At 60.3% G+C, this 21,968-nt stretch carries 23 protein-coding genes, 1 tRNA gene and 1 pseudogene; 17 read left to right on the forward strand and 8 right to left on the reverse strand.

Features of this window, described 5'->3' with window-relative positions; genetic code table 11:
* Nucleotides 1–36: 36 nt before the first annotated feature.
* The 3 genes and pseudogenes from HMPREF3153_RS04615 to HMPREF3153_RS04620 all read left to right on the forward strand — a co-directional run bounded on the left by HMPREF3153_RS04615 (nt 37) and on the right by HMPREF3153_RS04620 (nt 1,654).
* Nucleotides 37–738, forward strand: a complete 702-nt coding sequence (locus HMPREF3153_RS04615; RefSeq protein ID WP_246817163.1) for a DUF3800 domain-containing protein — start codon at nt 37–39, stop codon at nt 736–738.
* Between the two features lie 176 nt (nt 739–914).
* A complete protein-coding gene (locus HMPREF3153_RS13000; protein ID WP_246817165.1) occupies nt 915–1,019 on the forward strand; it encodes a DeoR family transcriptional regulator in 105 nt (34 codons plus the stop codon).
* 72 nt (nt 1,020–1,091) lie between these two features.
* A pseudogene (locus tag HMPREF3153_RS04620) lies at nt 1,092–1,654 on the forward strand (DeoR/GlpR family DNA-binding transcription regulator).
* 3 nt (nt 1,655–1,657) lie between these two features.
* Here HMPREF3153_RS04620 and HMPREF3153_RS04625 read toward each other — a convergent pair.
* A complete protein-coding gene (locus HMPREF3153_RS04625) occupies nt 1,658–1,960 on the reverse strand; it encodes a YrhK family protein (RefSeq protein WP_070420158.1) in 303 nt (100 codons plus the stop codon).
* Between the two features lie 61 nt (nt 1,961–2,021).
* On the opposite strand from HMPREF3153_RS04625, the gene HMPREF3153_RS04630 reads away from it, so the two are divergent.
* Together HMPREF3153_RS04630 and HMPREF3153_RS04635 are read left to right on the forward strand one after the other, a co-directional pair.
* Complete coding sequence (locus HMPREF3153_RS04630) at nt 2,022–2,420, forward strand: helix-turn-helix domain-containing protein (RefSeq protein WP_070420159.1); 399 nt, start codon at nt 2,022–2,024, stop codon at nt 2,418–2,420.
* Between the two features lie 105 nt (nt 2,421–2,525).
* Nucleotides 2,526–3,473, forward strand: coding sequence for a DUF3039 domain-containing protein (locus HMPREF3153_RS04635; RefSeq protein ID WP_070420160.1), 948 nt, complete (start codon nt 2,526–2,528; stop codon nt 3,471–3,473).
* Nucleotides 3,474–3,671: 198 nt separating this feature from the next.
* On the opposite strand, the gene HMPREF3153_RS04640 is transcribed toward HMPREF3153_RS04635, so the two are convergent.
* From HMPREF3153_RS04640 to HMPREF3153_RS13005, 3 genes are all read right to left on the reverse strand, one after another.
* On the reverse strand, nt 3,672–4,271 hold the full coding sequence (locus tag HMPREF3153_RS04640; protein WP_070420161.1) for a hypothetical protein: 600 nt from the start codon (nt 4,269–4,271) through the stop codon (nt 3,672–3,674).
* Between the two features lie 90 nt (nt 4,272–4,361).
* A complete protein-coding gene (locus HMPREF3153_RS04645; protein ID WP_070420162.1) occupies nt 4,362–4,664 on the reverse strand; it encodes a hypothetical protein in 303 nt (100 codons plus the stop codon).
* Nucleotides 4,630–4,791, reverse strand: coding sequence for a lipase family protein (locus tag HMPREF3153_RS13005; RefSeq protein ID WP_246817164.1), 162 nt, complete (start codon nt 4,789–4,791; stop codon nt 4,630–4,632). The genes HMPREF3153_RS04645 and HMPREF3153_RS13005 overlap by 35 nt, the downstream gene beginning before the upstream one ends.
* 76 nt (nt 4,792–4,867) lie before the next feature.
* Here HMPREF3153_RS13005 and HMPREF3153_RS04650 point away from each other — a divergent pair, with 76 nt between their 5' ends.
* The 8 genes from HMPREF3153_RS04650 to HMPREF3153_RS04685 all read left to right on the forward strand — a co-directional run bounded on the left by HMPREF3153_RS04650 (nt 4,868) and on the right by HMPREF3153_RS04685 (nt 14,235).
* Nucleotides 4,868–5,803 (forward strand): sugar-binding transcriptional regulator, encoded by a 936-nt coding sequence (locus HMPREF3153_RS04650; RefSeq protein WP_070420163.1) that lies wholly within the window; start codon nt 4,868–4,870, stop codon nt 5,801–5,803.
* Between the two features lie 104 nt (nt 5,804–5,907).
* Nucleotides 5,908–6,657 (forward strand): purine-nucleoside phosphorylase, encoded by a 750-nt coding sequence (deoD, locus tag HMPREF3153_RS04655; protein ID WP_046646271.1) that lies wholly within the window; start codon nt 5,908–5,910, stop codon nt 6,655–6,657.
* 20 nt (nt 6,658–6,677) lie between these two features.
* Entirely contained in the window at nt 6,678–8,099 is a 1,422-nt protein-coding gene (locus HMPREF3153_RS04660) for an MFS transporter (RefSeq protein ID WP_070420164.1), read from the forward strand.
* Between the two features lie 10 nt (nt 8,100–8,109).
* Nucleotides 8,110–8,757, forward strand: coding sequence for a deoxyribose-phosphate aldolase (deoC, locus tag HMPREF3153_RS04665; protein ID WP_070420165.1), 648 nt, complete (start codon nt 8,110–8,112; stop codon nt 8,755–8,757).
* Between the two features lie 27 nt (nt 8,758–8,784).
* Complete coding sequence (locus HMPREF3153_RS04670) at nt 8,785–10,362, forward strand: phospho-sugar mutase (RefSeq protein ID WP_070420166.1); 1,578 nt, start codon at nt 8,785–8,787, stop codon at nt 10,360–10,362.
* A 159-nt stretch (nt 10,363–10,521) separates the two neighbouring features.
* Complete coding sequence (locus tag HMPREF3153_RS04675) at nt 10,522–11,625, forward strand: trimeric intracellular cation channel family protein (protein WP_070420167.1); 1,104 nt, start codon at nt 10,522–10,524, stop codon at nt 11,623–11,625.
* A gap of 66 nt (nt 11,626–11,691) precedes the next feature.
* On the forward strand, nt 11,692–13,371 hold the full coding sequence (locus HMPREF3153_RS04680; RefSeq protein ID WP_070420168.1) for a mechanosensitive ion channel domain-containing protein: 1,680 nt from the start codon (nt 11,692–11,694) through the stop codon (nt 13,369–13,371).
* A 63-nt stretch (nt 13,372–13,434) separates the two neighbouring features.
* A complete protein-coding gene (locus HMPREF3153_RS04685) occupies nt 13,435–14,235 on the forward strand; it encodes a serine hydrolase domain-containing protein (protein WP_070420169.1) in 801 nt (266 codons plus the stop codon).
* Between the two features lie 23 nt (nt 14,236–14,258).
* On the opposite strand, the gene HMPREF3153_RS04690 is transcribed toward HMPREF3153_RS04685, so the two are convergent.
* Nucleotides 14,259–15,203 (reverse strand): CE1 family esterase, encoded by a 945-nt coding sequence (locus HMPREF3153_RS04690; protein ID WP_070420170.1) that lies wholly within the window; start codon nt 15,201–15,203, stop codon nt 14,259–14,261.
* A gap of 302 nt (nt 15,204–15,505) precedes the next feature.
* On the opposite strand from HMPREF3153_RS04690, the gene HMPREF3153_RS04695 reads away from it, so the two are divergent.
* Nucleotides 15,506–15,904, forward strand: coding sequence for a hypothetical protein (locus HMPREF3153_RS04695; protein WP_046646280.1), 399 nt, complete (start codon nt 15,506–15,508; stop codon nt 15,902–15,904).
* On the opposite strand, the gene HMPREF3153_RS04700 is transcribed toward HMPREF3153_RS04695, so the two are convergent.
* Together HMPREF3153_RS04700 and HMPREF3153_RS04705 are read right to left on the reverse strand one after the other, a co-directional pair.
* Nucleotides 15,901–16,686 carry an HAD-IIA family hydrolase gene (locus HMPREF3153_RS04700; protein WP_046646281.1) on the reverse strand — a complete coding sequence of 262 codons (786 nt, stop codon included), beginning with the start codon at nt 16,684–16,686 and terminating at the stop codon, nt 15,901–15,903. The genes HMPREF3153_RS04695 and HMPREF3153_RS04700 overlap by 4 nt on opposite strands.
* Nucleotides 16,683–16,988 (reverse strand): acyl carrier protein, encoded by a 306-nt coding sequence (locus tag HMPREF3153_RS04705; RefSeq protein WP_049159308.1) that lies wholly within the window; start codon nt 16,986–16,988, stop codon nt 16,683–16,685. The genes HMPREF3153_RS04700 and HMPREF3153_RS04705 overlap by 4 nt, the downstream gene beginning before the upstream one ends.
* A 104-nt stretch (nt 16,989–17,092) precedes the next feature.
* On the opposite strand from HMPREF3153_RS04705, the gene HMPREF3153_RS04710 reads away from it, so the two are divergent.
* Entirely contained in the window at nt 17,093–18,052 is a 960-nt protein-coding gene (locus HMPREF3153_RS04710; protein WP_371440899.1) for an alpha/beta fold hydrolase, read from the forward strand.
* 392 nt (nt 18,053–18,444) lie between these two features.
* On the opposite strand, the gene aceE is transcribed toward HMPREF3153_RS04710, so the two are convergent.
* Nucleotides 18,445–21,201 carry a pyruvate dehydrogenase (acetyl-transferring), homodimeric type gene (aceE, locus tag HMPREF3153_RS04715; RefSeq protein ID WP_070420172.1) on the reverse strand — a complete coding sequence of 919 codons (2,757 nt, stop codon included), beginning with the start codon at nt 21,199–21,201 and terminating at the stop codon, nt 18,445–18,447.
* Nucleotides 21,202–21,424: 223 nt separating this feature from the next.
* Here aceE and HMPREF3153_RS04720 point away from each other — a divergent pair, with 223 nt between their 5' ends.
* Together HMPREF3153_RS04720 and HMPREF3153_RS04725 are read left to right on the forward strand one after the other, a co-directional pair.
* A complete protein-coding gene (locus tag HMPREF3153_RS04720; RefSeq protein WP_080986273.1) occupies nt 21,425–21,823 on the forward strand; it encodes a DUF3052 domain-containing protein in 399 nt (132 codons plus the stop codon).
* 67 nt (nt 21,824–21,890) lie between these two features.
* Nucleotides 21,891–21,963: transfer RNA gene (locus HMPREF3153_RS04725), tRNA-Val, on the forward strand.
* Nucleotides 21,964–21,968 lie beyond the last annotated feature (5 nt).

Here is a 21,968-nt window from a genome sequence, read left to right on the forward strand (position 1 = left end):
TAATCAATGCACCCTAAAACCGGAAGAGCCGAGATAGTGCCGGCTCTGCGCCGCATCTATGGCAAACTCGGGCAGCTCGAGGGACAACTCTTCTTTTACGGACAGCAGAAGCCGGTCGGTCCCGTAAGCGAAACCCACGAGACGTCGCAGGACCGGGAAAGCCACTGCTTGATCCAAGCAATCAACCGACTAGGAACGATTGCTCACGATCGTAACGAGAAGATGCTTGTCATCATGGACGCAACAGATACGGATAACCGCGAACGCGCCGTTGCGACTTTGGGCGCCACGATTTACACGCGTAACAATTCGACAAACAAAAGCATTATCGAAGTACCCCTCCAAACTGAGAGCCATCTCTACAACACCGTGCAGCTCGCGGATTGGACGTGTGCTCTACTCGGACGATTGACGGATTATCATTTCGCTGAGTATTCGGACTTTTCGTGGGCCGTCGATGTCGGCCGCGACATTTTCAATCGTGCTAAGCCAACGGAAAATTCAATCATCTGGTCAAACGCCACATCGATGCATTCTCGTTGTTTTCCCAATGGGCTCGTCGTGGCACAACGCTTTTGGGAAAAGGAGCAGCGCAAAGAAGCCCGAGACGCCAGAAAAAAGGAAAAGAACTCCCAGATGTTTCAACGGCTTATCGACGCTGGCTCTGACGAGCTCAAAGCCAAGCTGGAACAAATCCGCCATGGCTCACCCGATACCAACGACGATAGAAAACCATAGGGTGACCACAGTTTCGTGGTAGCGGGTCTTTGGCAAGAGCCCTAGGCAACGATTGGTTCAACCCGCCCACTCCCTTTTCCAGCAATTCGCTAGACATATCCCTGGCGATGGACTCCAAGTCCAATGAAACGCTCAAGAATGGGCGCATGGAACGCGAAAGTCGACATAAAGTGATCATGCGTGCGATCGATCGGCCGGGGGAAACGCGCATCCGGAACCTGGCGGAGCTCACTGGAGTGGCGGCGGTAACGATCCGCAGGGACCTTGCTGAGTTGGAATAGCTTGGGTTGCTCGTGAGCACACATGGTGGGGCGCGCCGGGTCGAGCGGCGCGGGACGCCTAAGCCTTTCAGAGTGCGGCAGGCAGAAGACCCGGAGGCGAAGGCGGCGATTGCGCGGACGGCATCGGAGTTAATTGGCGATGACGACGCGGTCATTTTTGACAACGGCACGACGGCGCAAGCCATTGCACAGCGGCTGGCTGGCCGGCCCATTACGGCGATGTGTCTGAGCCTGCATTCCGCGGCGGCACTCGGTACGAAGCCGGGAGCGAATATCTTTGTGCCGGGTGGGGAGGTCGAACCGGACACGCTGGCGTTGCCCAGCGTCGCGGTGGCGAGCGCCTTGCGGGAATTTCGCGCAGACGTGGTGGTGCTGGGGCGTGTTCGACGTCGCTGGAACACGGGCTGGCGACGACGACGTATGACGATGCGGAGAATAAACGCACAGCGATGCGCGCGGCCACGCGACGCATCTTGGCCGTGGCGCCGCGCAAGCTCAATCACGTCTCGACGTTTCGATTTGGCGATATCGAGGATCTGCATCAGCTGGTCACGACCACGGACGCGCCAGCGGAGCTCCTCGCGCAGATTCGCGACCTTGGGGCGCAGGTCATTACTGCGCCCGCGGGTAAGTAAGGCTTAGTAGTAGGAGCCTTCCTCGTCCGTGTCATCGCGGTCGGCGCCGATCTTTTGCAGGTACATGCGGCGGCGTAAGCGGATGGCGGCGCGGGCGGCCATGGCGAGGCTGTCCAGGAGGAAGAAGACGGTTCCTACGTTGGTGAGGCTGAACAAGAAGAGGAAGGAACCTGCAATAAAGACCACGGAGATGGCGATATCGACGGCGATGGAGGCCGTCTCAAAGCGGTTGCGGATAACGAAATCGTTGTGGTGGGGTGTCGCGTCACTCTGCTTTACACTTTCCCATCTTACCGGTAGTGTCACTTACGACAGATAGTGTAGTGAGATTGCTGCACACTATGTTGTGTTGAAGCAGAGGTTGACCATGCGTATTCTCCAGGACGAAAAGCTGACTCCTCAGCAGCTGGAGGAGTTTGATGCGCTTGCGAAAGCGAGCGAATCGCCGGTTGTACGTACTCTTATGCAGAACATCGCAGAGGTGCTTCGTAACGGTGGCAATCTGCTGAGTGCAGAAGAAGATGCTGCGTTGTCGCCGAATGAAGCAGCTAAGCAGTTCGGCATGAGCCGTACATTCCTCAATCGCCTCCTTGATCAGGGAAAAATCCCCTACTATAAGGTGGGGACGCATCGACGCATCCGTCTAGTCGATCTCGTTCTATTCGAGCAGCAGCGCGATTCGGATCGTATTGAATTGGCACAGCGTCTGGCACGCCAGCAGCAAACCACGCGTGCAGTAGACGCGACGATTGCGGACTTGCTCTAGTTTTGTTTTTGCGGCACGAAAAGGGCTATGCATAGTAGACGCGGGCGTCCCACGCTTCGAGTGCTTAAAGAGGACTTGAGGGACGGATGGCAAGAATCGTTCGTCATGCGTGCGGTGGGTGATGAGCGTTACGAAGATTTGTTGCCGTTAAGCGAGCTTGCACATCCTATCGTAAGGAAGACCGCTGAATCCTTCACCGACACCGCAGCCGCCGATAGCTACGTGGGAGCTATTGGGAGTGCTGTCTCCATTCGTCTGCTAGAGATTAAGCAGTCCCAGTGGCGAGGCGGGGTGTGGACCGATCCTAAAACAGGAGTGCGCTGGCTGGTTGCTGCAGGACTTGCAAAAGGTGGTCATGAGGACAATGACGATTTCTATAAATTTGTGGCGCGTGAGGAACACAACGGTACTATTACTCGGCTATTGCCGACGGAAGACGATAAACGCTTGCTGAAGTTGGAGACGGCGGCGCATATTCGTACGGAGTGGGAACTCAATATCCAGCGTGAGGTGCTGGCTGCGTTGCAGGAGATTCGCGGCGGTGGGACAACGCGCTTTGACGTGAACCATCCGCTAGCGCGATTGGGTAGGTTCGCTACCATCGAGTTGTACGTGGAATTGGTGCGGGGCGAGGACCGCATCGCCACAGATGAAGTCATCGTTGAGTTCTTTCCGCAGCGTGGAGTCAACTTCAGCGAGGAGCTCTACTGGCAGCTCATCGTTCGTGTATTAGCTTCGGTCTACCCGCCCGCACAGGGCTGGGATCGTGCTGGGGACGAGTTTCACCAAATGGAAGAATCGGGGAGTCTCGACAAGCGCATTTCCGAGCTAGAAACGCATGATGTGAAGCGCACCCTCGCGGAGGTTGAGCTCGGAGCCGTCGCACACTTCACCCACCGTGAACATTTAGCAAGCAAGATCATAGATGGGACTGGTATGCGTTCCTTGTGCGGAGTCTATTTTGTTCCCACACAAGACGCAGACTCGTTGCCAACATGTCCGCAGTGCGACGTGCTGTATGCTGCATTGCCGAAGCTATCCTTGGGCGATTAGCGGCGAAAATGTCACTCTCCGTAGTGCATTCGGTGTCTCAGCTACTTGCGTTCCTGGGGGAGGACCGTTGCTTCGTAGTGAACCGCATTGTGGATGAATTTGAAACCACCCCGCGGCGGCAGTGATTTTACTGCGCCGCGGGGTGGGTATCTGAAGAAGAGGAAGTGCTTTCGTACTTTGCCTGACGTTTCTGCCGCTTTAGCGGTCGGCGGTCAGGGTGATGCCGTTGGTCTCGGCGGTCTGTTGCAGTGCAGTGAGAGCCTTGGCGTCCTTTTGCAGGTCGTAGGTTTCGGCGAAGCCAACGTGGACGCGAGTGGAATCGATGACGTTCAGCTCGAACAGCTTGTGACCGGCTTCCTGCTCCAGCTGTGCGGCCTCGTGCTTCAAGGCGTTGATACCGGTCGGCAGGTTCTCCTTGTTGGAGTCGGTGCTTTCACCGGCGTTGTCGCCAGCGTCGGCCTGTCCGTCGGTAGTGGCTGCCTGTGCCTGGGCGTCGGTGTTACCACCGAGGAGCTCAGAGAAGTCCGGGCGGTTGCCGCCGAGCAGGGAGCTGCCGAGCTGCAGGAGGGCAGCAGGGTCGGCAGAGGACAGCTGGTTTAGCGGGGTGTCCGCGTCGATGCCTGCGGTGTTAGCAGTGCCAGTGGCATCGGTGTCTGCAGCCGGGTTTGTTGCGGCGGCGTCGGCAGCCGGGGTTCCGGCTGTGGTCTCAGCGGCGGTGGCGTTGGCGGCACCGGCGAATACAACTGCGGGAAGTGCGGCGGCAATGGTTGCGCGGCGCAGGGCGTTCATGGAACGCATAGGATAAATCCTTTCTATCGTTGCGGTCTTTCGGACCACGGGTGATGTTAGGAAGCGTTTCTGTGGTCGAGCTGGCTTGAAGCTGCCGGCTTATTGCAAAGCGGACTCAATTGCTTTCAGGGATTCCTTGATGTGCGGGATGGTGCCTGCTACATGCGAGCCGGCGTCGTTCGGGATGAAAGTGACATCGTCGCCGCGGCCGTGGGTGATGACCACCGGGATGGATGGGGCATCGTAGCCGATGTGCTGGTCGGCCAGGATCTTGCCCTCCTCATTGAGGCGGGAGTAGAGGTCCTCGTCGTAGGAGTTGCTTAGGCCCAGCAGAGCGAAGGACTCGAAGAGGAAGTACAGCGTGCCGTCAAGAGCCGGCGGCGGCAGCAGCCGCGCCGCCACCCTGCGAGTAACCGTTGATTATGACCGGGTTATCGGCGTTGGTATCCCAGCCTTCTAGCTGACGGGCAGCGCCGGCGCTATCGGGCAAGGCGTGTGACTGCGAGACACGGTCCATGTAGGTGTGCATGCCTGGGCGCCCAAGTCCTTAAAGGGGTGTACGCCGTTAGCATTAAGTTTCTGAGCGGGCGTGCTTGAATGGAATCATGATTGACGCGCGCGATAGTCAGGCCCTCGATGTGGCCAAGCTGTACTACAACTCGCACCTATCCCAGGCGGAGGTAGCGAAGTGTCTGGGTATTTCGCGCCCCACGGTCTCCAAGCTTTTGCAGCATGCGCACGACCAGGGCTTCGTGGTCATCAGCATCAACGATCCGCGCGAGCACTCCGATGAGCTAGTGCGTGAGCTAAAGGAGCGCTTCGCGCTTGCCGACGCCCGCGTGGTCACCACCCCACGCGGCGGCAACCTCATGCAGGACTTAGGCGCGGCCGGTGCCGCACTGCTAGAAGAGCTCGTCCACGATGGCTCCAGCGTTGGTGTGTCCTGGGGTCAGACCATGTCCGCCGTGGCGGAGCACCTGCGCCAGCTGCCACTCGAAGGGGCAAAGGTGGTGCAGCTAAAGGGCGGGCACTCGCACACGCAACGCTCCACCAAAGACTTCGCCACCCTCCAGGGCTTTGCTCGCGCGTTTAATGCGGAGACCTTTATGCTGCCGCTGCCTGTCATTTTCGATTCGGCCGAGACGAAGCAATGGGTGGAAAAAGATCGCCACATCGCTCACATCGTGGAGATGGGCTCCCACGTCGACGTCGCGGTGTTCACGGTGGGCGCGGCCGCGCGCGAGTCTTTGGCGCTGAACCTGGGCTATCTCAGCGAGGAGGAAACGCAGCTCATCTTGGAGCGGGCGGTGGGGGATGTCTGCTCCCGCTTCTTTGATGCTGAAGGCCGCGTGGCCGTGCCCGAGGTGGACGCGCGAACGGTGGGCATTACTTTCGACGCCCTGGCGGCGCGGCCGACACGCGTCCTCGTTGCCGGCGGGTCGGAAAAGACCGACGCCATCCGGGTGGTACTCGAGAAAGGATTGGCCACGCATTTGGTCATCGATCACAACACGGCGCAGCGCGTTCTGGCAGGAGTGTGAGCCGTAACATAATCGTGAACAAATGTAAATAGCGCCATTGACATTTGTGCTCGCTGCGGTAGGCTAATGCTTGAAAGTCATTATCATTCTGATAGGAGTTCACCGTGTCTGAAGCCGTACACGCAACCGAATTTTCCACCGAAATCGCCACCCCGCACATCAACCCCAAGGGTGCAGAAATCGCAGAGACCATCCTGCTGCCAGGTGACCCACTGCGTGCAAAGTTCATCGCCGATACCTTCTTGGAAGATGTTGTCCAGTTCAACGAGGTCCGCAATATTCTCGGATTCACTGGCACCTACCAGGGCCACCGCGTTTCCGTCATGGGCACTGGCATGGGCATGCCTTCCATCGGTATCTACTCCTGGGAGCTCATCCATAACTACGGCGTGAAGAACCTGATCCGCGTCGGCTCCATCGGTGCATTGCAGGAAAACATCGACCTGCACGATGTCATCGTCGCCTCCGCCGCTTCCACCGACTCCAACTTCCTGAGCCAGTACAACCTGCCGGGCCAGTACTCTCCGACGGCTTCGTGGAAGCTGCTCAAGGCACTCGTCGATGAAGCAGAAAAGCAGGATGCCCACATCCACGTCGGCAATATCTTGAGCTCCGATGTCTTCTACAACTTCGACCAGACCGTCAATGACCGCTGGGCACACATGGGCGTGCTCGGCGTCGAGATGGAATCCGCTGCGCTTTATGCCATCGCTGCTGAGGCCGGCGTGAACGCCCTCGGTCTGTTCACCGTCTCTGACAACATCGCTGCCGATACCCACCTTTCGGCCGAGGAACGCCAGACTGCATTCCACACCATGATGAAGCTCGCACTGCCGCTGGCAGGCCTGGACTAGGAAGGATGGCTTAAAAAGCCATGTCAAAAGCTACAAACGCTAAGCCGTCGGGCGTCGTAAAGCGCGGCGTCGATGCAGCCCTCAACCCCAAGGCAGCCGTGCCGGTGTTGCTATTCTGCTTCGTCTTCTCCCTCGTGGTGGATAATGGTTTTAAGACCATGACCATGCCGATTGCACAAGGCTTGGGCATTGATGACAACACCGCCTCGCTGCAGGCATCCCTTGCCGGCGTCATCATCGGCATCGGCGCCGTGGTCTACGCGGCGCTGGCGGACTCCGTGTCCATCCGCAAGCTCATGATCACCGGTGTGCTGTTCGTGGCGGTCGGCTCGGTTATTGGTTTCGTGGGCTCGGGCTCCTGGCCCATCGTGCTGGCCGCCCGCCTAATCCAGACCACCGGCCTGGCCGCTGCGGAAACCCTGTACGTCATCTACGTGACCAAGCACCTATCTGAAGCAGACCAAAAGACCTACCTCGGCTTTTCCACCGCCGCCTTCCAAGCCGGCCTGCTTATTGGCGCGCTGACCTCCGGCTTTATCTCCACCTACATCTCGTGGACCGCGATGTTCCTCGTGCCGCTCATCCTCGTGCTGTGCATCCCCGCCATCCACAAGATGGTGCCCGAGGACGAAGCCGTCGAGGCAAACCTGGACGTGCTCGGCCTCTTCCTGGTGGGACTCTTTGCCACCGCGCTGACCATGTTCATGCAGGCGTTCAACTGGATGTGGTTCATCCTGGCCGTCGTGGCAGTGATTGGATTTACGCTGCACATCCGCTCCGCTAAGGCGCCCGTGGTGCGCCCGGAGTTTTTCACCGACGGCCGCTACGTGTGGGCAATCACTCTGGTGTTCTTCGTCTACTCCACGCAGCTGGGCTACATCTTCCTGCTGCCATTTGCGGCCAACGAGCTGCACGGCATGAGCATTGACCGCGCCAGCCTGCTGATGATTCCGGGCTACGTCTGCGCCATCTTGGTCGGTGTCTTCTCCGGCAAGATCGGCAAAGTCCTGAACTCCCGCCAGACCATCTACACCGCGCTGGTCATGATCGTCGGCTCCTTGGCCGTAGCTGCTCTCTTCGTGCAGGTGCACGTCGCTGTGCTGGCCGTGACCATCGTGACCTTCGCCTCTGGCTTCGCGCTGATGTATGCACCGCTGGTGAACACTGCGCTGCAAAACATCCCGGCCGCGAAGTCCGGTATTGCCATCGGCTTCTACAACCTGACCATCAACATCGCCATCCCGCTCGGCATCGCATACACCGCAAAACTCATTGACGTAAGCGATGGCTTCAACCTCGCCCTCGGCGTGCTGACCGCCGTTGGCGCATGTGGCGCCGTCCTCTACGTCGTGGCTGACCGCGTTATGGCCCGCAAGGAAGCACGCGAGGCGCGATCGGCGTCTCGCGCGGATTCCGTCGACACTTCCGAAACACTCGCTTAAAGGAGAAGAAATGTCATCCAACGTCGCATCTATGATCGACCACACCCTGCTCAAGCCGGAAGCCACCGCGCAGGACGTCGCCGCACTCATCGAGGAAGCCCATCGCCTGGGCACTTACTCCGTGTGCATTTCCCCGTCCCAGCTGCCGGTCGAGGTTCCCGAGGGCCTACACGTGGCAACCGTCGTGGGCTTTCCCTCCGGCGCCGTCAAGCCGGAGATCAAGGCCGCCGAGGCAGGCCTTGCTGTGAACAACGGCGCCGAAGAAATCGACATGGTTATCAACATCGCGCTGGTCTTAGAGGGCCGTTTCGACGCACTTGAGGAAGAGATTCGCACCGTGCGCAGTGCCTGCCAGGGCAAGGTCCTGAAGGTCATCATCGAGTCCGCCGCGCTTTCCGACGACGCGATTGTCGCCGCCTGCCGCGCCGCCGAGGCTGCCGGTGCTGACTTCGTTAAGACCTCCACCGGTTTCCACCCAGCCGGCGGCGCCAGCGTGCATGCGGTAAAGCTCATGGCAGATACCGTGGGCGGCCGTCTCGGCGTGAAGGCCTCCGGCGGCATCCGTACTGGCGCGGACGCGCAGGCGATGATCGACGCCGGCGCCACCCGCCTCGGCCTGTCTTCCTCCGCCGTAGTACTGGCGGACCTAGAAAACTAGTGGCTTAGAAGCTGAATCGAGGAAACAATGTCACTTGTCGAATACGCTCGCACGTGGGCCGAACATGACCCAGACCCGTTAACCCGTGACGAGGTCCTGGGGTGGATCGAGGCTGGCAACGAAGCCGCGCTGTCCGGCGCCTTCGCCGGCCCGCTGGCCTTCGGTACCGCCGGCCTGCGCGCCGCCGTTGGGGCAGGCGAGTCCCGCATGAACCGTGCAGTGGTCATCCGTACCACCTATGGCTTGGTTTCGTGGCTAAAGCAGCAGGTTGAAAACCCAGTCGTGGTCATCGGCTGCGATGCCCGCTACGGCTCGGCCGATTTCTACCAGGATGCTGCGGAGGTCATCTCCGCTGCCGGCGGCCGCGCATTGGTGCTGCCGAAGCAGAACCCGACGCCGCTGACCGCTTATAGCGTGCGCGAGCTCGGCGCCGACGCCGGCATCATGGTCACAGCCTCCCACAATCCGCCGGCCGATAACGGCTACAAGGTTTACCTGGGCGGCCGCGTGGCCACCGGCGATGCCAACGGCGTGCAGCTTGTCTCCCCGGCGGACGCAGAAATCTCAGCGGCGATTGCTGCGGCGCCGCCTGCCGACGAGGTGCCGCGTTCCGCCGACAACATCGAGGAAGTCGATACCCGCGCGCAGTACCTCGAGCGCGCCGCGAAGCTGGTGGGGCAGTCCACCAGCGCCAAGATCGCTTTGACCGCCATGCACGGCGTGGGCGCAAAGCTAGGCACCGCGCTGCTCGAGAAGGTCGGCTTTGAGGTTTCGCTCGTACCGGAACAGGCCGAGCCGGACCCGGATTTCCCAACCGTTTCGTTCCCCAACCCGGAAGAGCCCGGCGCTCTGGACCTGGGCAAGGCACACGCGGAAAAGATCGGCGCAGACATCCTCATCGCATACGATCCGGATGCTGACCGTTGTGCGGCCGCTATCCCGACGCACGGTGCGGAAGGCGGCGTCGTCTGGCGTCAGCTCACCGGTGACGAGACCGGCGCCCTGCTGGGTGACTACCTGGCGCGCCGGGGCGTGGGCGGAACGTTTGCAAACTCGCTCGTGTCCTCGCGCCTGCTGGGCCGCATTGCCGCGCACTACGGCCTGCCGCATGAGGAAACGCTCACTGGTTTTAAGTGGATCGCCCGCACCCATGACTTGAGCTTTGGCTACGAGGAAGCCATCGGCTTTTGCCCCGACCCGCAGGCCGTGCGCGACAAAGACGGCGTGGCCACCTCGGTGGTTCTGGCCAGCCTGGCCTCGGAGTGCAAGGATGCAGGCATCACCCTGCAGGACCGTCTCGCGGAGATTTACTCCACCGTGGGCCGCCTGGCCACCGCTCCGCTGACCTTCCGTGTGGAAGACCTTTCGCTGATTACCCGCGGCATGGAAAAGATCACCTCGACCCCACCGACTCAACTGGCGGGCTCGGAGATTGCAAAGGCAGAGAAGTTTGCCCAAGGCATGAAGCTCTACACCGTTGATGATGACCGCGTCATCGTGCGCCCGTCTGGCACCGAGCCGAAGCTCAAGTGCTACTTGGAGTCCCCGGATCCGGCCCGCCTGGATGCCATTGCAGAGGATCTGCGGGTCTTCTTCGATATGTAATTGCAAGTTCTTTGCCCTAGGCCGCTGGCAGTATTGCCGGCGGCCTATTTGTCTTTATGGCGTTGCTCGGCGGGCTCATCGCCCGCGAGCGCGATGAGCCGGTGGAAAAAGACTAGGGGCTTCTCCGCCGTAGGCTGCCTCTGCTCATAGACTGGAATCATGAATGTTGAAGTGGATCCGCTGATTGAGGCGCTGTACTACTGGTCTGATGTCAGCGGCGTGTTATTGATGGGGATCATCGGTGGCACGCTTGCGCGCCAGCGCGGCTATGACATTGTGGGCTTTTTCTTCATTGCGATGTTCTCCTCTTTGGGCGGCGGCATGATTCGCGACGTCCTCATCAATCGGGGGACGGTCGCTGCGATGTCGCAGCCGGAGTACCTTTACCTTGCGTTCGCAGGCGCGCTGATTGCACGATTCTTCTACTTTAAAGGTAGAACTTGGGACTATTTCCAATCTCACGGGGATGCCATAGTCTCCGCACTGTGGGCGGCAACCGGAACTGTGAAAGCGCTGACCTACGGCCTGCCCCTTATTCCCTGCGTCATGATGGGTGTGTTCACCGCCACCGGCGGTTCCATGATTCGTGACATCTGTATGGGGCGCGAGCCTGCTGTCTTCGGGGACAATCAGCCCACCGTCATTCCCGCCGTGGCTTGTTCGGCCGTGGTGCTGGTTGCCAATTCGCTCGATAGCCTGGCGTGGGGCATGCTCGTTGGCCCAGTGGCATCCTTTGTCCTTACCATGCTGGGAATCTGGGCGGGATGGCGGGTCCCCGCGCGCCAAGAGTGGGCACCGCTTAATGACACCGCCGCGCAGGTCATGGTGCTCGCCCGTAAGGCTGAAGATAAAAGCCGGGCAGTGGGGCGTCGTCTAGAGCCCACAAAGCTGCGCGCGTGGCGGCACCAGCAGATGGAAAAAGCGCTGCAGCGCAGAATTGAGAAACAGGTGCGGGCCGGCAGGCGCCGTACGGAGGCGGCCTTGGATGTCTCGGACTTTATGGAGGCATTTGCTGACGACGTCGCTGAAATGCACCAGGATCCCACTCCGGATGCGGCCGAAAGTCATGGCTTCCTGGATGGAATTGGTGTGGATATCAGCGGCGATTCCTACGAAAATTATGACGAGGAAAGCCAGCAGTTAAGTCTTGATGGCAGTAAAGTGCAGCGAGATATGCTCGACATGATTCTCGCCGACGAGAAACTGACAGATGAGCTGGTTGAAAGACTCGTTAAGCGCTATGAGGAACGGAATCAAGGCTGATTTCCCAGGACATTCCCAGCGTCGAGGCCGAGCTTTTTACGCGGTGGGCTGGCTACTGTGGAATACATGAACCTGATTAGCTACTTCTTCATTCGGTTGTGGCAGGTTGGCATCGACCACGTGTTGCCCCTTTTAGCATTGTTGCTGCTGGGCATGTTGGTCCCGCGTTTGGGCCGGCTTGCCATTCGCGTCCTCGAATCGAGGCTCGATGAAAGCGAAGAATCGACCAAAGCCAGATTGGCCTTGGGCGGCGCTCTCGTCTACGTGCTGCAAGCAGTGGCCTATTTTTTGTTGGTTTTGGCCGCTCTTTCCAACCTGGGTGTGCCTGCGCTGGGCGCTGCGATCCCTGCGACTGTGGTTTCCGCTGCCTTGGGCTTCGGTGCCCAGAAGATTATCGGTGATTTCCTAGCGGGCTTTTTCATCCTCTCCGAGAAACAATTCGGCGTGGGAGATTACGTCAGTTTCGACGGTGCTACCGGAGTCGAGGGCACAGTCGTTGCATTGACCCTGCGCACAACCAAGGTGCGTACCCCTACCGGCGAAGTGGTCATGGTGCCCAACGGTTCCGCTGGGGTAGTGACCAACTACTCGCAGGACTGGTCACGTGCCGTCGTGGATTTGGCTGTGCCGCTCCACGAGGGTGAGACCTTGGAAGAAATAACCACCCAGGTCCGTTCCATTTCGGAACAAGCTATTCAAGACCCCACGATTGCGGACGACGTCGCCGGCGATCTGGAAATCCTCTCCGCCACGGGCATTGTGGAACCCACCGTGGCAGGCCAACCGTGGCAGGTCAAGTACCGCGTGCTGGTGCAGGTGAACCCCTCGCGGCAGTGGGCCGTTGAACGCGCTATTCGCTCGGCACTGCTGTCAGCTTTTTGGGATCACTACAATTTGCCAGCCGATGCCGCTGGGGCTGTCCCATTTCCTATGGATAGGATCACTGGCGCAGCCTCCCCAGACACTGATGCGCCTGGGGGTGCGAAGCCGTCTGCTCAGCAACCGGTGAGCGCAGAAGGCCCGGAGGAGTCTGCTGCCGCGGCAATGGCGGCGTCGGAAAGCGCTAGCAACAACGCCACGAAGCCTTTTCGCAATGCGGGCGATAGCGCGCATCTGGAAAGCGATGCGGTGGAATCTAAGGACCACGGGCCCGGCCGCCCCGCTACCGCAGATGCTGATTCAGATTTAGAAGACGCTGACGCACATACCAGCATCTGGCGGCAGGACGCTCCCTCGGGAAAGTTCCGCAGGCTATGGACCCTGGGTGGACGCGTGCGTTCTTCAACCACCAGCCTCTTGGTGGGTCTCTTGGTTACCGGGTTGCTTCTCTTTGCGTCGTGGGACCCCGAAGATGCCGGTACAGGCTGGCTCAACCCCGCCTACTGGACGGAGCGTAAAGCGCCGGCCACCACCAGCGCCCCCGTCCCGACCGCGGAACCAGAGGTCTCGGCCACTGAAAACCCAGGCGCAGACAACGTAACGGAGGAATCTGCCGATGCCTACGCTCCATCCAGTGAGCCGAATGACGCGAATTCGGATGGAGCCGCGGCAGACGAGAATTCTGATGACTCGAAAAAGAATCGCGACGAGCGCCGGATGCGGGAGGACACCCTAGGCGGCCAAGAGAGCACGGCGCCGGCTGCCCCGACCCCGCAAGACACGGCTGGGGCTACGCCTAGCGACGACGCGGGAGCCACGGACACCCAGGCTGGAGAGGAAACGGAGCAGCCGGGCGTAGCTAACTAATTCTGGTCCGATTCTGGAAAGAATGGGAGGCTCTTTCGTTTTCGATGGGTAAAGTTGCAAAGTATGAGTTCGTTATCGCACCTCGAGGCCTGGCCGGTAGAAACAGTTTCAGCAGCGCTGATTAAAGGCGATTGCGTTGTGGAATCCTTAGGCGATACCTCGCGGCAGTTTCCCGTGGCTTCAGTGACGAAACTGGTCTCGGCTTATGCTGTGCTGCTAGCGGTCGAAGAGGGGGCAGTCGAGCTGGATCAGGCAGCGGGTCCTGAGGGGTCGACGCTTCGACACTTGCTCTCCCATGCTTCGGGGGTGGCCTTTGATTCTCGGCAGCTGCAACGCCCAGTAGGGCAGCGGCGCATCTACTCATCGGCTGGTTATGAGTGGGCTGCGCAAGTGGTAGAGGAAGCCACAGGGATGGCGTTTCCGGACTATCTCAGCGAGGGGGTGTGCAAGCCGCTGGGAATGAACGCTACTTTTCTCAATGGCTCTGCGGGCCATGGCTTGATTTCCACGGTCGATGATCTCACGGTCTTTGCGCAAGAGGTCCTTGAACCGCGTTTGCTGCATCCGAGCACTGTGGCTGAGATGCGCACAGTCCAGTTCCCAGGGCTGCGAGGCATTGTTCCCGGATACGGCAGCTTCAAGGATTGTTCCTGGGGCCTAGGTTTTGAAATCCACGCGAAGAAGGAACAATGGATGGGCGCCCTGCCCGCCGACGCCGTCGGCCACTTCGGCATGTCTGGCACCTACCTCTGGGTGGCCGGGGACTGGGCCATGGTCGCATTGACTGACCGCGATTTTGGCAGCTGGGCTAAGCCCTTGTGGGCAGAGTCCAATTCAGGGATTTGGAAAGGAATAAGCTCCTAGCGGAGAGGCAGCGGTGCCCTTTCTTAGTGGGAGTTGAGGAAGTCCCAAACCTCACGAGTGGCAGTCGGGTTGTTCGGGAACCACGTGTGCTCGCCGCCTGGAACCGTGTAGAGCACTGTGTCGGCAGCGCATCCTTGCATCTGCTCAGCGTTGAAGCTTCCGCGTGACTCGATGGACTTGCTGTTGATATCGCAGCCGTTGCGTTCGCCCACGGCGCGGAACGCCTGGAGAACGGAGAGATAGGTGCCGCCGTGCGGGTTGGAGCCGGAAACATAGTACGGAGCGGTCGTGTCCTCAGTTCCGTGCAGGAACAGAGTCGGAACCGAGCCAGAGCAGCCCGTGTAGATGGGGCCATAGTTTGCGGTTGCGACTCCAGCTACCGCATCAACGAGGTCCGGAGCTTGGCATGCCAAGTTCATGGCCATTCCGCCACCGTTGGATAGGCCCGTGGCGTAGGTGCTGTCGATGTTGTAGCGAGCGTGGAGGGAATCGGAAATCGCGCGCACAAAGGCTACGTCCTTGCCGCGGGCGCCGCCGTATCGGGGGCCCTCCCAGCCAAAGTGGCCGTTCTGGAAGGTGGGCTGCGGGTAGGCCACGATGGCTTCGCCGTTAGCTGCCTCCGAGAGGCGGATGATCTCCTGTGCGCGCGGAGCTTCGTGGTCCATGCCGCCGAATCCGAAGACCAAGTCATAGGACTTGGCGGGGTCAAAGCCCTCCGGCAGCTGCAGGATGTAAGAGCGGTTTCCTTGGCCGGCAACGTTAACGGACTCAGTGGTACTGGTCCCGCCGACGCCGGTGGAGCCAGTCGAGCTGGTGAGCTGGCCGAGAACGTCAGCCAGCTGAGAGGACAAGCCAAAAGCTTCGTCCAGCGAAGAACCTGAGACGGACTGTGCCGTGGCGACCGGGCTGAGTACAGCGAGGGAAAGAGTGGCCGCACCCGCGGCGGCAACGAGCTTGTTGAGGCGCATGAGGTTAAACGATAGCGGCGAAACTTTCGGGCGACAAAGGATTGTGAGTTATAGCAGATTCTGTAACGCATGGGGTTGAAGTAAACCAATGTGTTGCATGTGAATTTTCAACCTTTGGTTGAGATTGAGCAAATGGGGGTTGAAGTGGTTGTTTAGGGTTGATGGGACTTATGTGACGGGGGAGAATCGGCCCAAACGCGAAGACAGTTCGTTGGGGAAGACGAAGCTCGTCTGGCGCGCTCCAGCTGCCCCCTCGCGGGGGTAGCTTCAGTGCGCTTTAAACATGTCGAAGGAGAATCGGCGTGAATACTCGCGTTCACGAAGTCGTCGCTTGCGCGACGTCGCCAAGCGCCTGGCCGCACCGCAATGTCGGACAGGTGCGCACCGCCGTGCTCACAATTGCGGGAATGCCCCGCACGCTGCGCCCGGCAATCGAGCGTGCCATGGCGCGCTGCATCACCACAGAATCGGAATTCATCGTCCCCGGCGACGATCCGCTCACCGCCCAATGGTGCACGCGGTGGTACCGCGACATGCCCGGCGACGCCGAGCTCGCCCGCGCTGCCACCGGCACCCTCCCGGTAGGCATCGGCTGCCGCCAGGTGCTCACCGGAACGCACGAAGAGCTCGCCGCCCTCGGAAGGGCAGTCGAGCTCTTAGCAGGGGAATACGGGTTCAACGCTCGCGTTGACGTGGCTTAATCGGCCTTGGGGAAGGGCTGCGTCACGCGGTCGGCCAACTCGGCCACCGAATCGATGACCTGGTTCGGTCGGTAGGGGTAGCGCTGAATCTCGGCATCGTCGCTGATGCCCGTGCGCACGAGGATGGTCTGCAGGCCCGCCTCAAGACCCGACTTCACATCGGTGTCCATGCGGTCACCAATCATGACCGTGTTCTCCGAGTGCGCACCGATGTGGTTGAGTGCCGAACGCATCATGACCGGGTTGGGCTTACCCACGTAATAAGGCTCGCGATTCGTGGCCGCGGTGATGAGTGCGGCAACGGCACCCGTGGCAGGCAGCACGCCCTGTGGGGCCGGGCCGGTGACGTCCGGGTTGGTCGCGATAAAACGTGCGCCCCCGCGAATCAGGTTGATGGCCGTGGTGATTGCCTCAAAAGAGTAGGTGCGGGTTTCGCCCAAGACCACGAAGTCTGGGTCGTTGTCGGTCAGAACCCACCCTGCCTCGTGAAGGGACGTCGTCAAGCCCGATTCGCCCACCACATAAGCCTTGCTCTCGCCCGCTTGGGTGGTGAGGAAAGCGGCAGTGGCCGTGGCGGAGGTCCAAATGCGCTCCGCGGGGATGTCGAGGCCCGTGTTTTTGAGGCGAGCGGATAGGTCGCGCGGGGTGGACATGGAGTTGTTGGTGAGGACCATGAACTCGATGTCGTTGTCATACAGGGACTGGATGAACTTGTCCGCGCCGGGAATCATCTCGCCCTCTTTGATGAGGACGCCGTCCATATCGGAAAGGTAAGAAATCACTTCTGCTCCTCCAAGTGCTTGTCCACGTATTCGGCAACTTGGCCGATGGTTTCGATGCCTAGCATTGTCTTCTCATCGAAGCGCACCTTGAAGCGCTCCTCGGCTCGCACGGCCAGCTCGATGCGCTCAAGCGATTCCACGCCTAAGTCGGCGAGCTTGGCGTCGCGCTCCAAGCCTTCCGCGCTGCCGGTGACCTTGGTAATCAGCGCGGTGATTTCGCTGTAGGTGTCTTCTGCGGTCTCCTCCTTATGCGGAGTCTGGTTGAAGCGGGCTTGCAATTGCGCGGAGAGGTCGTTTGCCATGCGGTCCAGTCTAATAGGGTCATATCAGTAGGTGCGGCTATTATGGGAAGGTCATGATTTATAGGGCTCGAGCAAGGACGATTGCGCACAGTTGGGCGCGCCGTTTGCGGCCGACGCATCGCAACGAACAGCACCTCATCTACGAGTCCTTGCACAATCACACGGACGAGCCCGGGCTGACTGGAATCGATTCCTTGGGCACCGTGCGCAACGATGGCCTGGACATCGCGTGGTACGAGGTCGGCCCGCAGGACGCGGACATCACTGTGGTGTTCATCCACGGCTACTGCCTGTCCGCGGAGTCCTACTACAGCCAGGTGGACTACATTCGCCGGCATTTCCCAGAGGTACGCTGCCTGCTTGTCGACATCCGCGGCCACGGCCTTTCCACCGAAGTCACCCCCGCGCAGTGCACGGTGGACGCCGCGGCTGACGACGTCCTCGCTGTCCTTTCCAAGCGCGCCTCCCGTGGCAAGCTCGTGGTCGTGGGGCACTCTTTGGGCGGAATGGTGGCGCTCAATGTGATTCGCCGCGCGCCGGACGAGGTGTACCAGCGCGTTGACTCGGCGCTGTTAATTGCGACGTCGATGCGCCGCTTTGCGGCGAAGGGTGTGGCGCAGATTCTCGAGTCGAAGGCGCTGGGCAGTTTGTATAACGCGTGCATGCGGCTGCCGAGGCGGATGGACCGCATCCGCTTTGAGGTCGCGCAGTGGGTTGCGCCGCTGTTTGCTGCTTTGCTGGCGGGTTTTCCGCAGATGGAGAAGCTGCAGTTCCACGTGGCCATGCTGATGGACACGCCGCTGTCCAGTTACACGGGCTTCTTTGACGACCTTCTCGACCACTCCGAGTATGCTGCCGCCGACCGTCTGGCCCGCCTGCGAGGCGAGGTCATCGTGGGTTCAGCCGACATCGTAACCCCGCGCAGCCAGTCGGACGTCATCTTGGAGCACTGGCCGGCCGCCCGGCTGACTGAGGTGGACGGCGCAGGCCACATGGTCATCCTCGAGGAGCCCGAGGCCATCTCGGAGGCGCTTGGTCGCCTCTTGGTTCCGTTGGTGGACTAGCGTTGCCGCGGCCGCCGGCCCTTTGCCGGCCCTTTGCCGGCCCTTTGCCGGCCCTTTACCGACCCTTTGCCGACCACCGCGCGCCTCCGCTTGTTTCCCAGAGCCTCCGGCTGGTTTGGTCCCATTCGTTTGGTCCCTTTGTGGGGTAAAGGGACCACTAGCGGCTTCTGCCCGGAACCGGCTACTCGTAAAACTACCCTTAGTAGGGGACCCAACCAATGGGACCGGTTGGCCGGTCGGCCAGCGAGCTCGTTGTACGGCAAGCCTGCGCCCTTCTGCGCCCTTCTGTGCCTTTCTGTGCTCCGGCCGCACCGCAAAACGAGAAGACCGCCCCTCGGCGTCCTGCTAAGCGGGCAACCGAGGAGCGGCCTAAACCGTCCTAGAGCGAGTTATTACTCCTCGTCGCTGGAGGTGGACTCGGTGGCGGTAGGGTCATCGAGCTTCAGCTTGGCAGCTGCTTCCTCGACGACGGAACGCTCCACCTTGCCCTCGCGTGCCAGACCCTCAAGGGTTGCTACGACGATGGACTCAGCGTCGATGTTGAAGTAGCGACGAGCACCCTCACGGGTATCGGAGAAGCCAAAGCCGTCCGCGCCCAGCACGATGTAGGTACCCGGAACGTAAGGACGAATCTGCTCCTGCAGGTCCGTGGTGAAGTCGGAGACACCAACGAACGGGCCGTCGAAGCCCTTGAGCTGCTTGGTGGCAAACGCCTCGGTCGGCTCAACGCCCTTCTGCAGCGCCTCCTTGTTGCGGCGCGCGCCGTCGCGAGCCAGCTCAATCCAGGAGGTGACAGAGAACAGGGAAGCCTTGACGTCGTAGTCGTCAGCCAGGATCTTCTGTGCACGCAGCGCCTCGTGCACACCCACACCGGAAGCCAGGATGTTGGCAGGGATGGAGCCGCCCTCAGCGGTGTTGTAGTGGTAGATACCCTTGTGCAGACCGTCGACGTCGAGGTTCTCCGGCTCAGCAGGCTGGCTAACTGGCTCGTTGTACACGGTCAGGTAGTACATGACTGCCTCGGAGTTCTCGCCGTACATGCGGTTGATACCGCGGTGAATCAGGTGAGCCACCTCGTAGCCGAAGGCTGGGTCGTAGCTGATGACGGCAGGGTTCGTGGAAGCCAGAACCGGGGAGTGACCGTCCATGTGCTGCAGGCCCTCACCGGTCAGGGTGGTGCGGCCAGCAGTTGCACCGATGATGAAGCCGCGGCCTAGCTGGTCGCCGGCAGCCCAGAAGGAGTCGCCGGTGCGCTGGAAGCCGAACATCGAATAGAAGATGTACAGCGGAATCATCGCTTCGCCGTGAGTTGCATAAGAAGTTGCGGCCGCGGTGAAGGACGCAGTCGCGCCTGCCTCGGAGATGCCCTCGTGCATGATCTGGCCGTCGGTAGCCTCGCGGTAAGACAGCATCAGGTCGTTGTCCACCGGCACGTAGTTCTGGCCACGCGGGTTCCAAATCTTCAGAGTCGGGAACCAAGAGTCCATACCGAAGGTACGAGCCTCATCCGGGATAATCGGCACGATGCGCTTACCCAGCTCCTTGTCACGCATGAGCTCCTTGAAGGTACGCACAAGCGCCATGGTGGTAGCCACGTTCTGCTTGCCCGAGCCCTTACGCACGGAGCGCAGCTTATCGATGTCCGGGGTGACCAGCGGAGTGAATTTCTCACGGCGCTCCGGCAGGAAGCCGCCGAGTTCTTTACGACGCTCCAGCATGTACTTGATCTCCGGTGCATCGTTACCCGGGTGGTAGTAAGGCGGCTGGTACGGATCCTTCTCCAGGACCTCGTCCTCGAGCGGGATACCCTGCTTGTCGCGGAAGAGCTTGAGGTCTTCCAGCGTCAGCTTCTTCATCTGGTGGGTAGCGTTGCGGCCCTCGAAGTTGTGGCCCAAGCCGTAGCCCTTAATGGTGTGGGCCAAGATGACGGTCGGCTTGCCAGTACCCTTGTTATCCAAGGCCTTCGCATACGCAGCGTAGATCTTGCGGTAGTCGTGGCCACCGCGGCGCAGTGCCCAAATCTCATCGTCGGAGAGGTCCTCAACCAGCTTGAGGGTGCGTTCGTCGCGGCCGAAGAAGTGCTCGCGGACATACGCGCCGTCGTTAGCCTTGAAGGTCTGGTAGTCACCATCAGAAGTGGTGTTCATGATGTTGACTAGGGCGCCGTCCTTGTCGGCATTGAGCAGCCTGTCCCAGCCGCGGCCCCAGATGACCTTGATGACGTTCCAGCCAGCACCGCGGAAGAAGGACTCCAGCTCCTGAATGATCTGAGTGTTACCGCGAACCGGGCCGTCGAGACGCTGCAAGTTGCAGTTAATGACGAAGGTCAGGTTGTCCAGCTCGTAGAGGGCAGCGGTCTGCAGGAGGCCGCGGGACTCTGGCTCGTCCATCTCGCCGTCACCCAGGAAGGCCCAGACGTGCTGCTCGGAGGTGTCCTTGATGCCGCGGGTCTCCAGGTACTTGTTAAAGCGTGCCTGGTAGATAGCGTTCATCGGGCCGATGCCCATGGAAACGGTTGGGAATTCCCAGAAATCAGGCATCAGACGCGGGTGCGGGTAGGAAGGTAGGCCCTTGCCCTCGCCGCGGGAAACCTCCTGGCGGAAGCCGTCTAGGTCTTCCTCACTCAGGCGGCCTTCCATGAAGGCACGGGCGTACATGCCCGGGGAGGCGTGGCCCTGGAAGAAGATCTGGTCACCGCCAGACGGATCATCCTTGCCCTTGAAGAAGTGGTTCAGGCCGACCTCGTAGAGCGGGGCCGCACCAGCGTAGGTGGAGATATGACCGCCGACGCCGATGCCTGGGCGTTGTGCGCGGTGCACCATGATGGCCGCGTTCCAGCGGATCCAGCGGCGGTAGCGCTTTTCGAGTTCCTCGTCGCCAGGGAATTCCGGCTCCAAATTGGTTGGAATGGTGTTGACAAAGTCGGTGGAGGTCAAGGAAGGCAGAGGGACGCGTTTCGCGGTCGCGCGCTCCAGCAGGCGGAGCATCAGGTAGCGGGCGCGCTCTGGATCGGAGTTATCCAGCAGGCCATCGAGTGAGTCCATCCACTCGCGGGTTTCCTCGGGATCGCTGTCATGCAGGTATGAAGCAACTCCGTCACGGACGATCGGGAAGTTGGAGTCACCCTTTACGGCGTCCTGGTCAGCCATTTAAACCTCCTAGATTGGATTTACACAGTTTGCATACCAGAATACGCCTCCCCCGATCATCTGTGTGTGTGAAGGGGGCATAGGCAGCTTCACTGCCGGTGAAGTCGATTATTTGCGAACTTTGCAAAAGGTGATTGTGCGGTAAATCTGCAGTGCAATCGCGAAAAGTGGGGCAGAAGGCGTTATGATCTTTTCCATGCCAGAAAAAGGAAGGAATCAAGTAGTGGCTGATGCAGTCAGCAAACTCGGCATCCGTGAAGGGCAGATCGCCCTTGAATTGGGATGGGATGAGGACTGTGATGCCAGCATCTCCGAATCTATTGAGGACGTTCTCGGCGAGGACTTTCTCGAGGAGGAGAGCGACGAGCTTTGCGACGTCGTGCTTCTCTGGTGGCGAGCCGAGGATGGCGACCTTGTCGACGGGCTCGTTGACGCCTCCCGCCCGCTTGGCGACGCCGGCCGAGTGTGGCTGCTGACCCCAGGTGCGGGCAAGCCGGGCAACCTCGCTCCAGGTGAGATCTCTGAATCAGCCCAATTGGCTGGTTTGGTGCAGACCAAAGCAGAGCGTTTGGGCGAATGGCAAGGTTCCTGTCTTGTTGCCCGCGGAAACACCAAGAAGTAGTAATAACCTGCGGATTTGTAGCTTGGCGCTTGAATGGGCTAACCTTGTGCAAGCGTCAAAGCGCACTGCGGCTTTAGCTCAGCTGGAAGAGCAACTGGTTTACACCCAGTAGGTCGGGGGTTCGATCCCCTCAGGCCGCACAATT

The organism is Corynebacterium sp. HMSC06C06, assembly GCF_001807295.1.
GTDB classification, from domain to species: domain Bacteria; phylum Actinomycetota; class Actinomycetes; order Mycobacteriales; family Mycobacteriaceae; genus Corynebacterium; species Corynebacterium striatum.

Coding starts and splice junctions, on each gene's coding strand:
- HMPREF3153_RS13000 (WP_246817165.1), top strand. CDS start 915: ATGCGTGCGATCGATCGGCCGGGGGAAACGCGCATCCGGAACCTGGCG.
- HMPREF3153_RS04630 (WP_070420159.1), top strand. CDS start 2,022: ATGCGTATTCTCCAGGACGAAAAGCTGACTCCTCAGCAGCTGGAGGAG.
- HMPREF3153_RS04635 (WP_070420160.1), top strand. CDS start 2,526: ATGCGTGCGGTGGGTGATGAGCGTTACGAAGATTTGTTGCCGTTAAGC.
- HMPREF3153_RS04640 (WP_070420161.1), bottom strand. CDS start 4,271: ATGCGTTCCATGAACGCCCTGCGCCGCGCAACCATTGCCGCCGCACTT.
- HMPREF3153_RS13005 (WP_246817164.1), bottom strand. CDS start 4,791: ATGCACACCTACATGGACCGTGTCTCGCAGTCACACGCCTTGCCCGAT.
- HMPREF3153_RS04650 (WP_070420163.1), top strand. CDS start 4,868: ATGATTGACGCGCGCGATAGTCAGGCCCTCGATGTGGCCAAGCTGTAC.
- HMPREF3153_RS04660 (WP_070420164.1), top strand. CDS start 6,678: ATGTCAAAAGCTACAAACGCTAAGCCGTCGGGCGTCGTAAAGCGCGGC.
- deoC (WP_070420165.1), top strand. CDS start 8,110: ATGTCATCCAACGTCGCATCTATGATCGACCACACCCTGCTCAAGCCG.
- HMPREF3153_RS04670 (WP_070420166.1), top strand. CDS start 8,785: ATGTCACTTGTCGAATACGCTCGCACGTGGGCCGAACATGACCCAGAC.
- HMPREF3153_RS04675 (WP_070420167.1), top strand. CDS start 10,522: ATGAATGTTGAAGTGGATCCGCTGATTGAGGCGCTGTACTACTGGTCT.
- HMPREF3153_RS04680 (WP_070420168.1), top strand. CDS start 11,692: ATGAACCTGATTAGCTACTTCTTCATTCGGTTGTGGCAGGTTGGCATC.
- HMPREF3153_RS04685 (WP_070420169.1), top strand. CDS start 13,435: ATGAGTTCGTTATCGCACCTCGAGGCCTGGCCGGTAGAAACAGTTTCA.
- HMPREF3153_RS04690 (WP_070420170.1), bottom strand. CDS start 15,203: ATGCGCCTCAACAAGCTCGTTGCCGCCGCGGGTGCGGCCACTCTTTCC.
- HMPREF3153_RS04705 (WP_049159308.1), bottom strand. CDS start 16,988: ATGGCAAACGACCTCTCCGCGCAATTGCAAGCCCGCTTCAACCAGACT.
- aceE (WP_070420172.1), bottom strand. CDS start 21,201: ATGGCTGACCAGGACGCCGTAAAGGGTGACTCCAACTTCCCGATCGTC.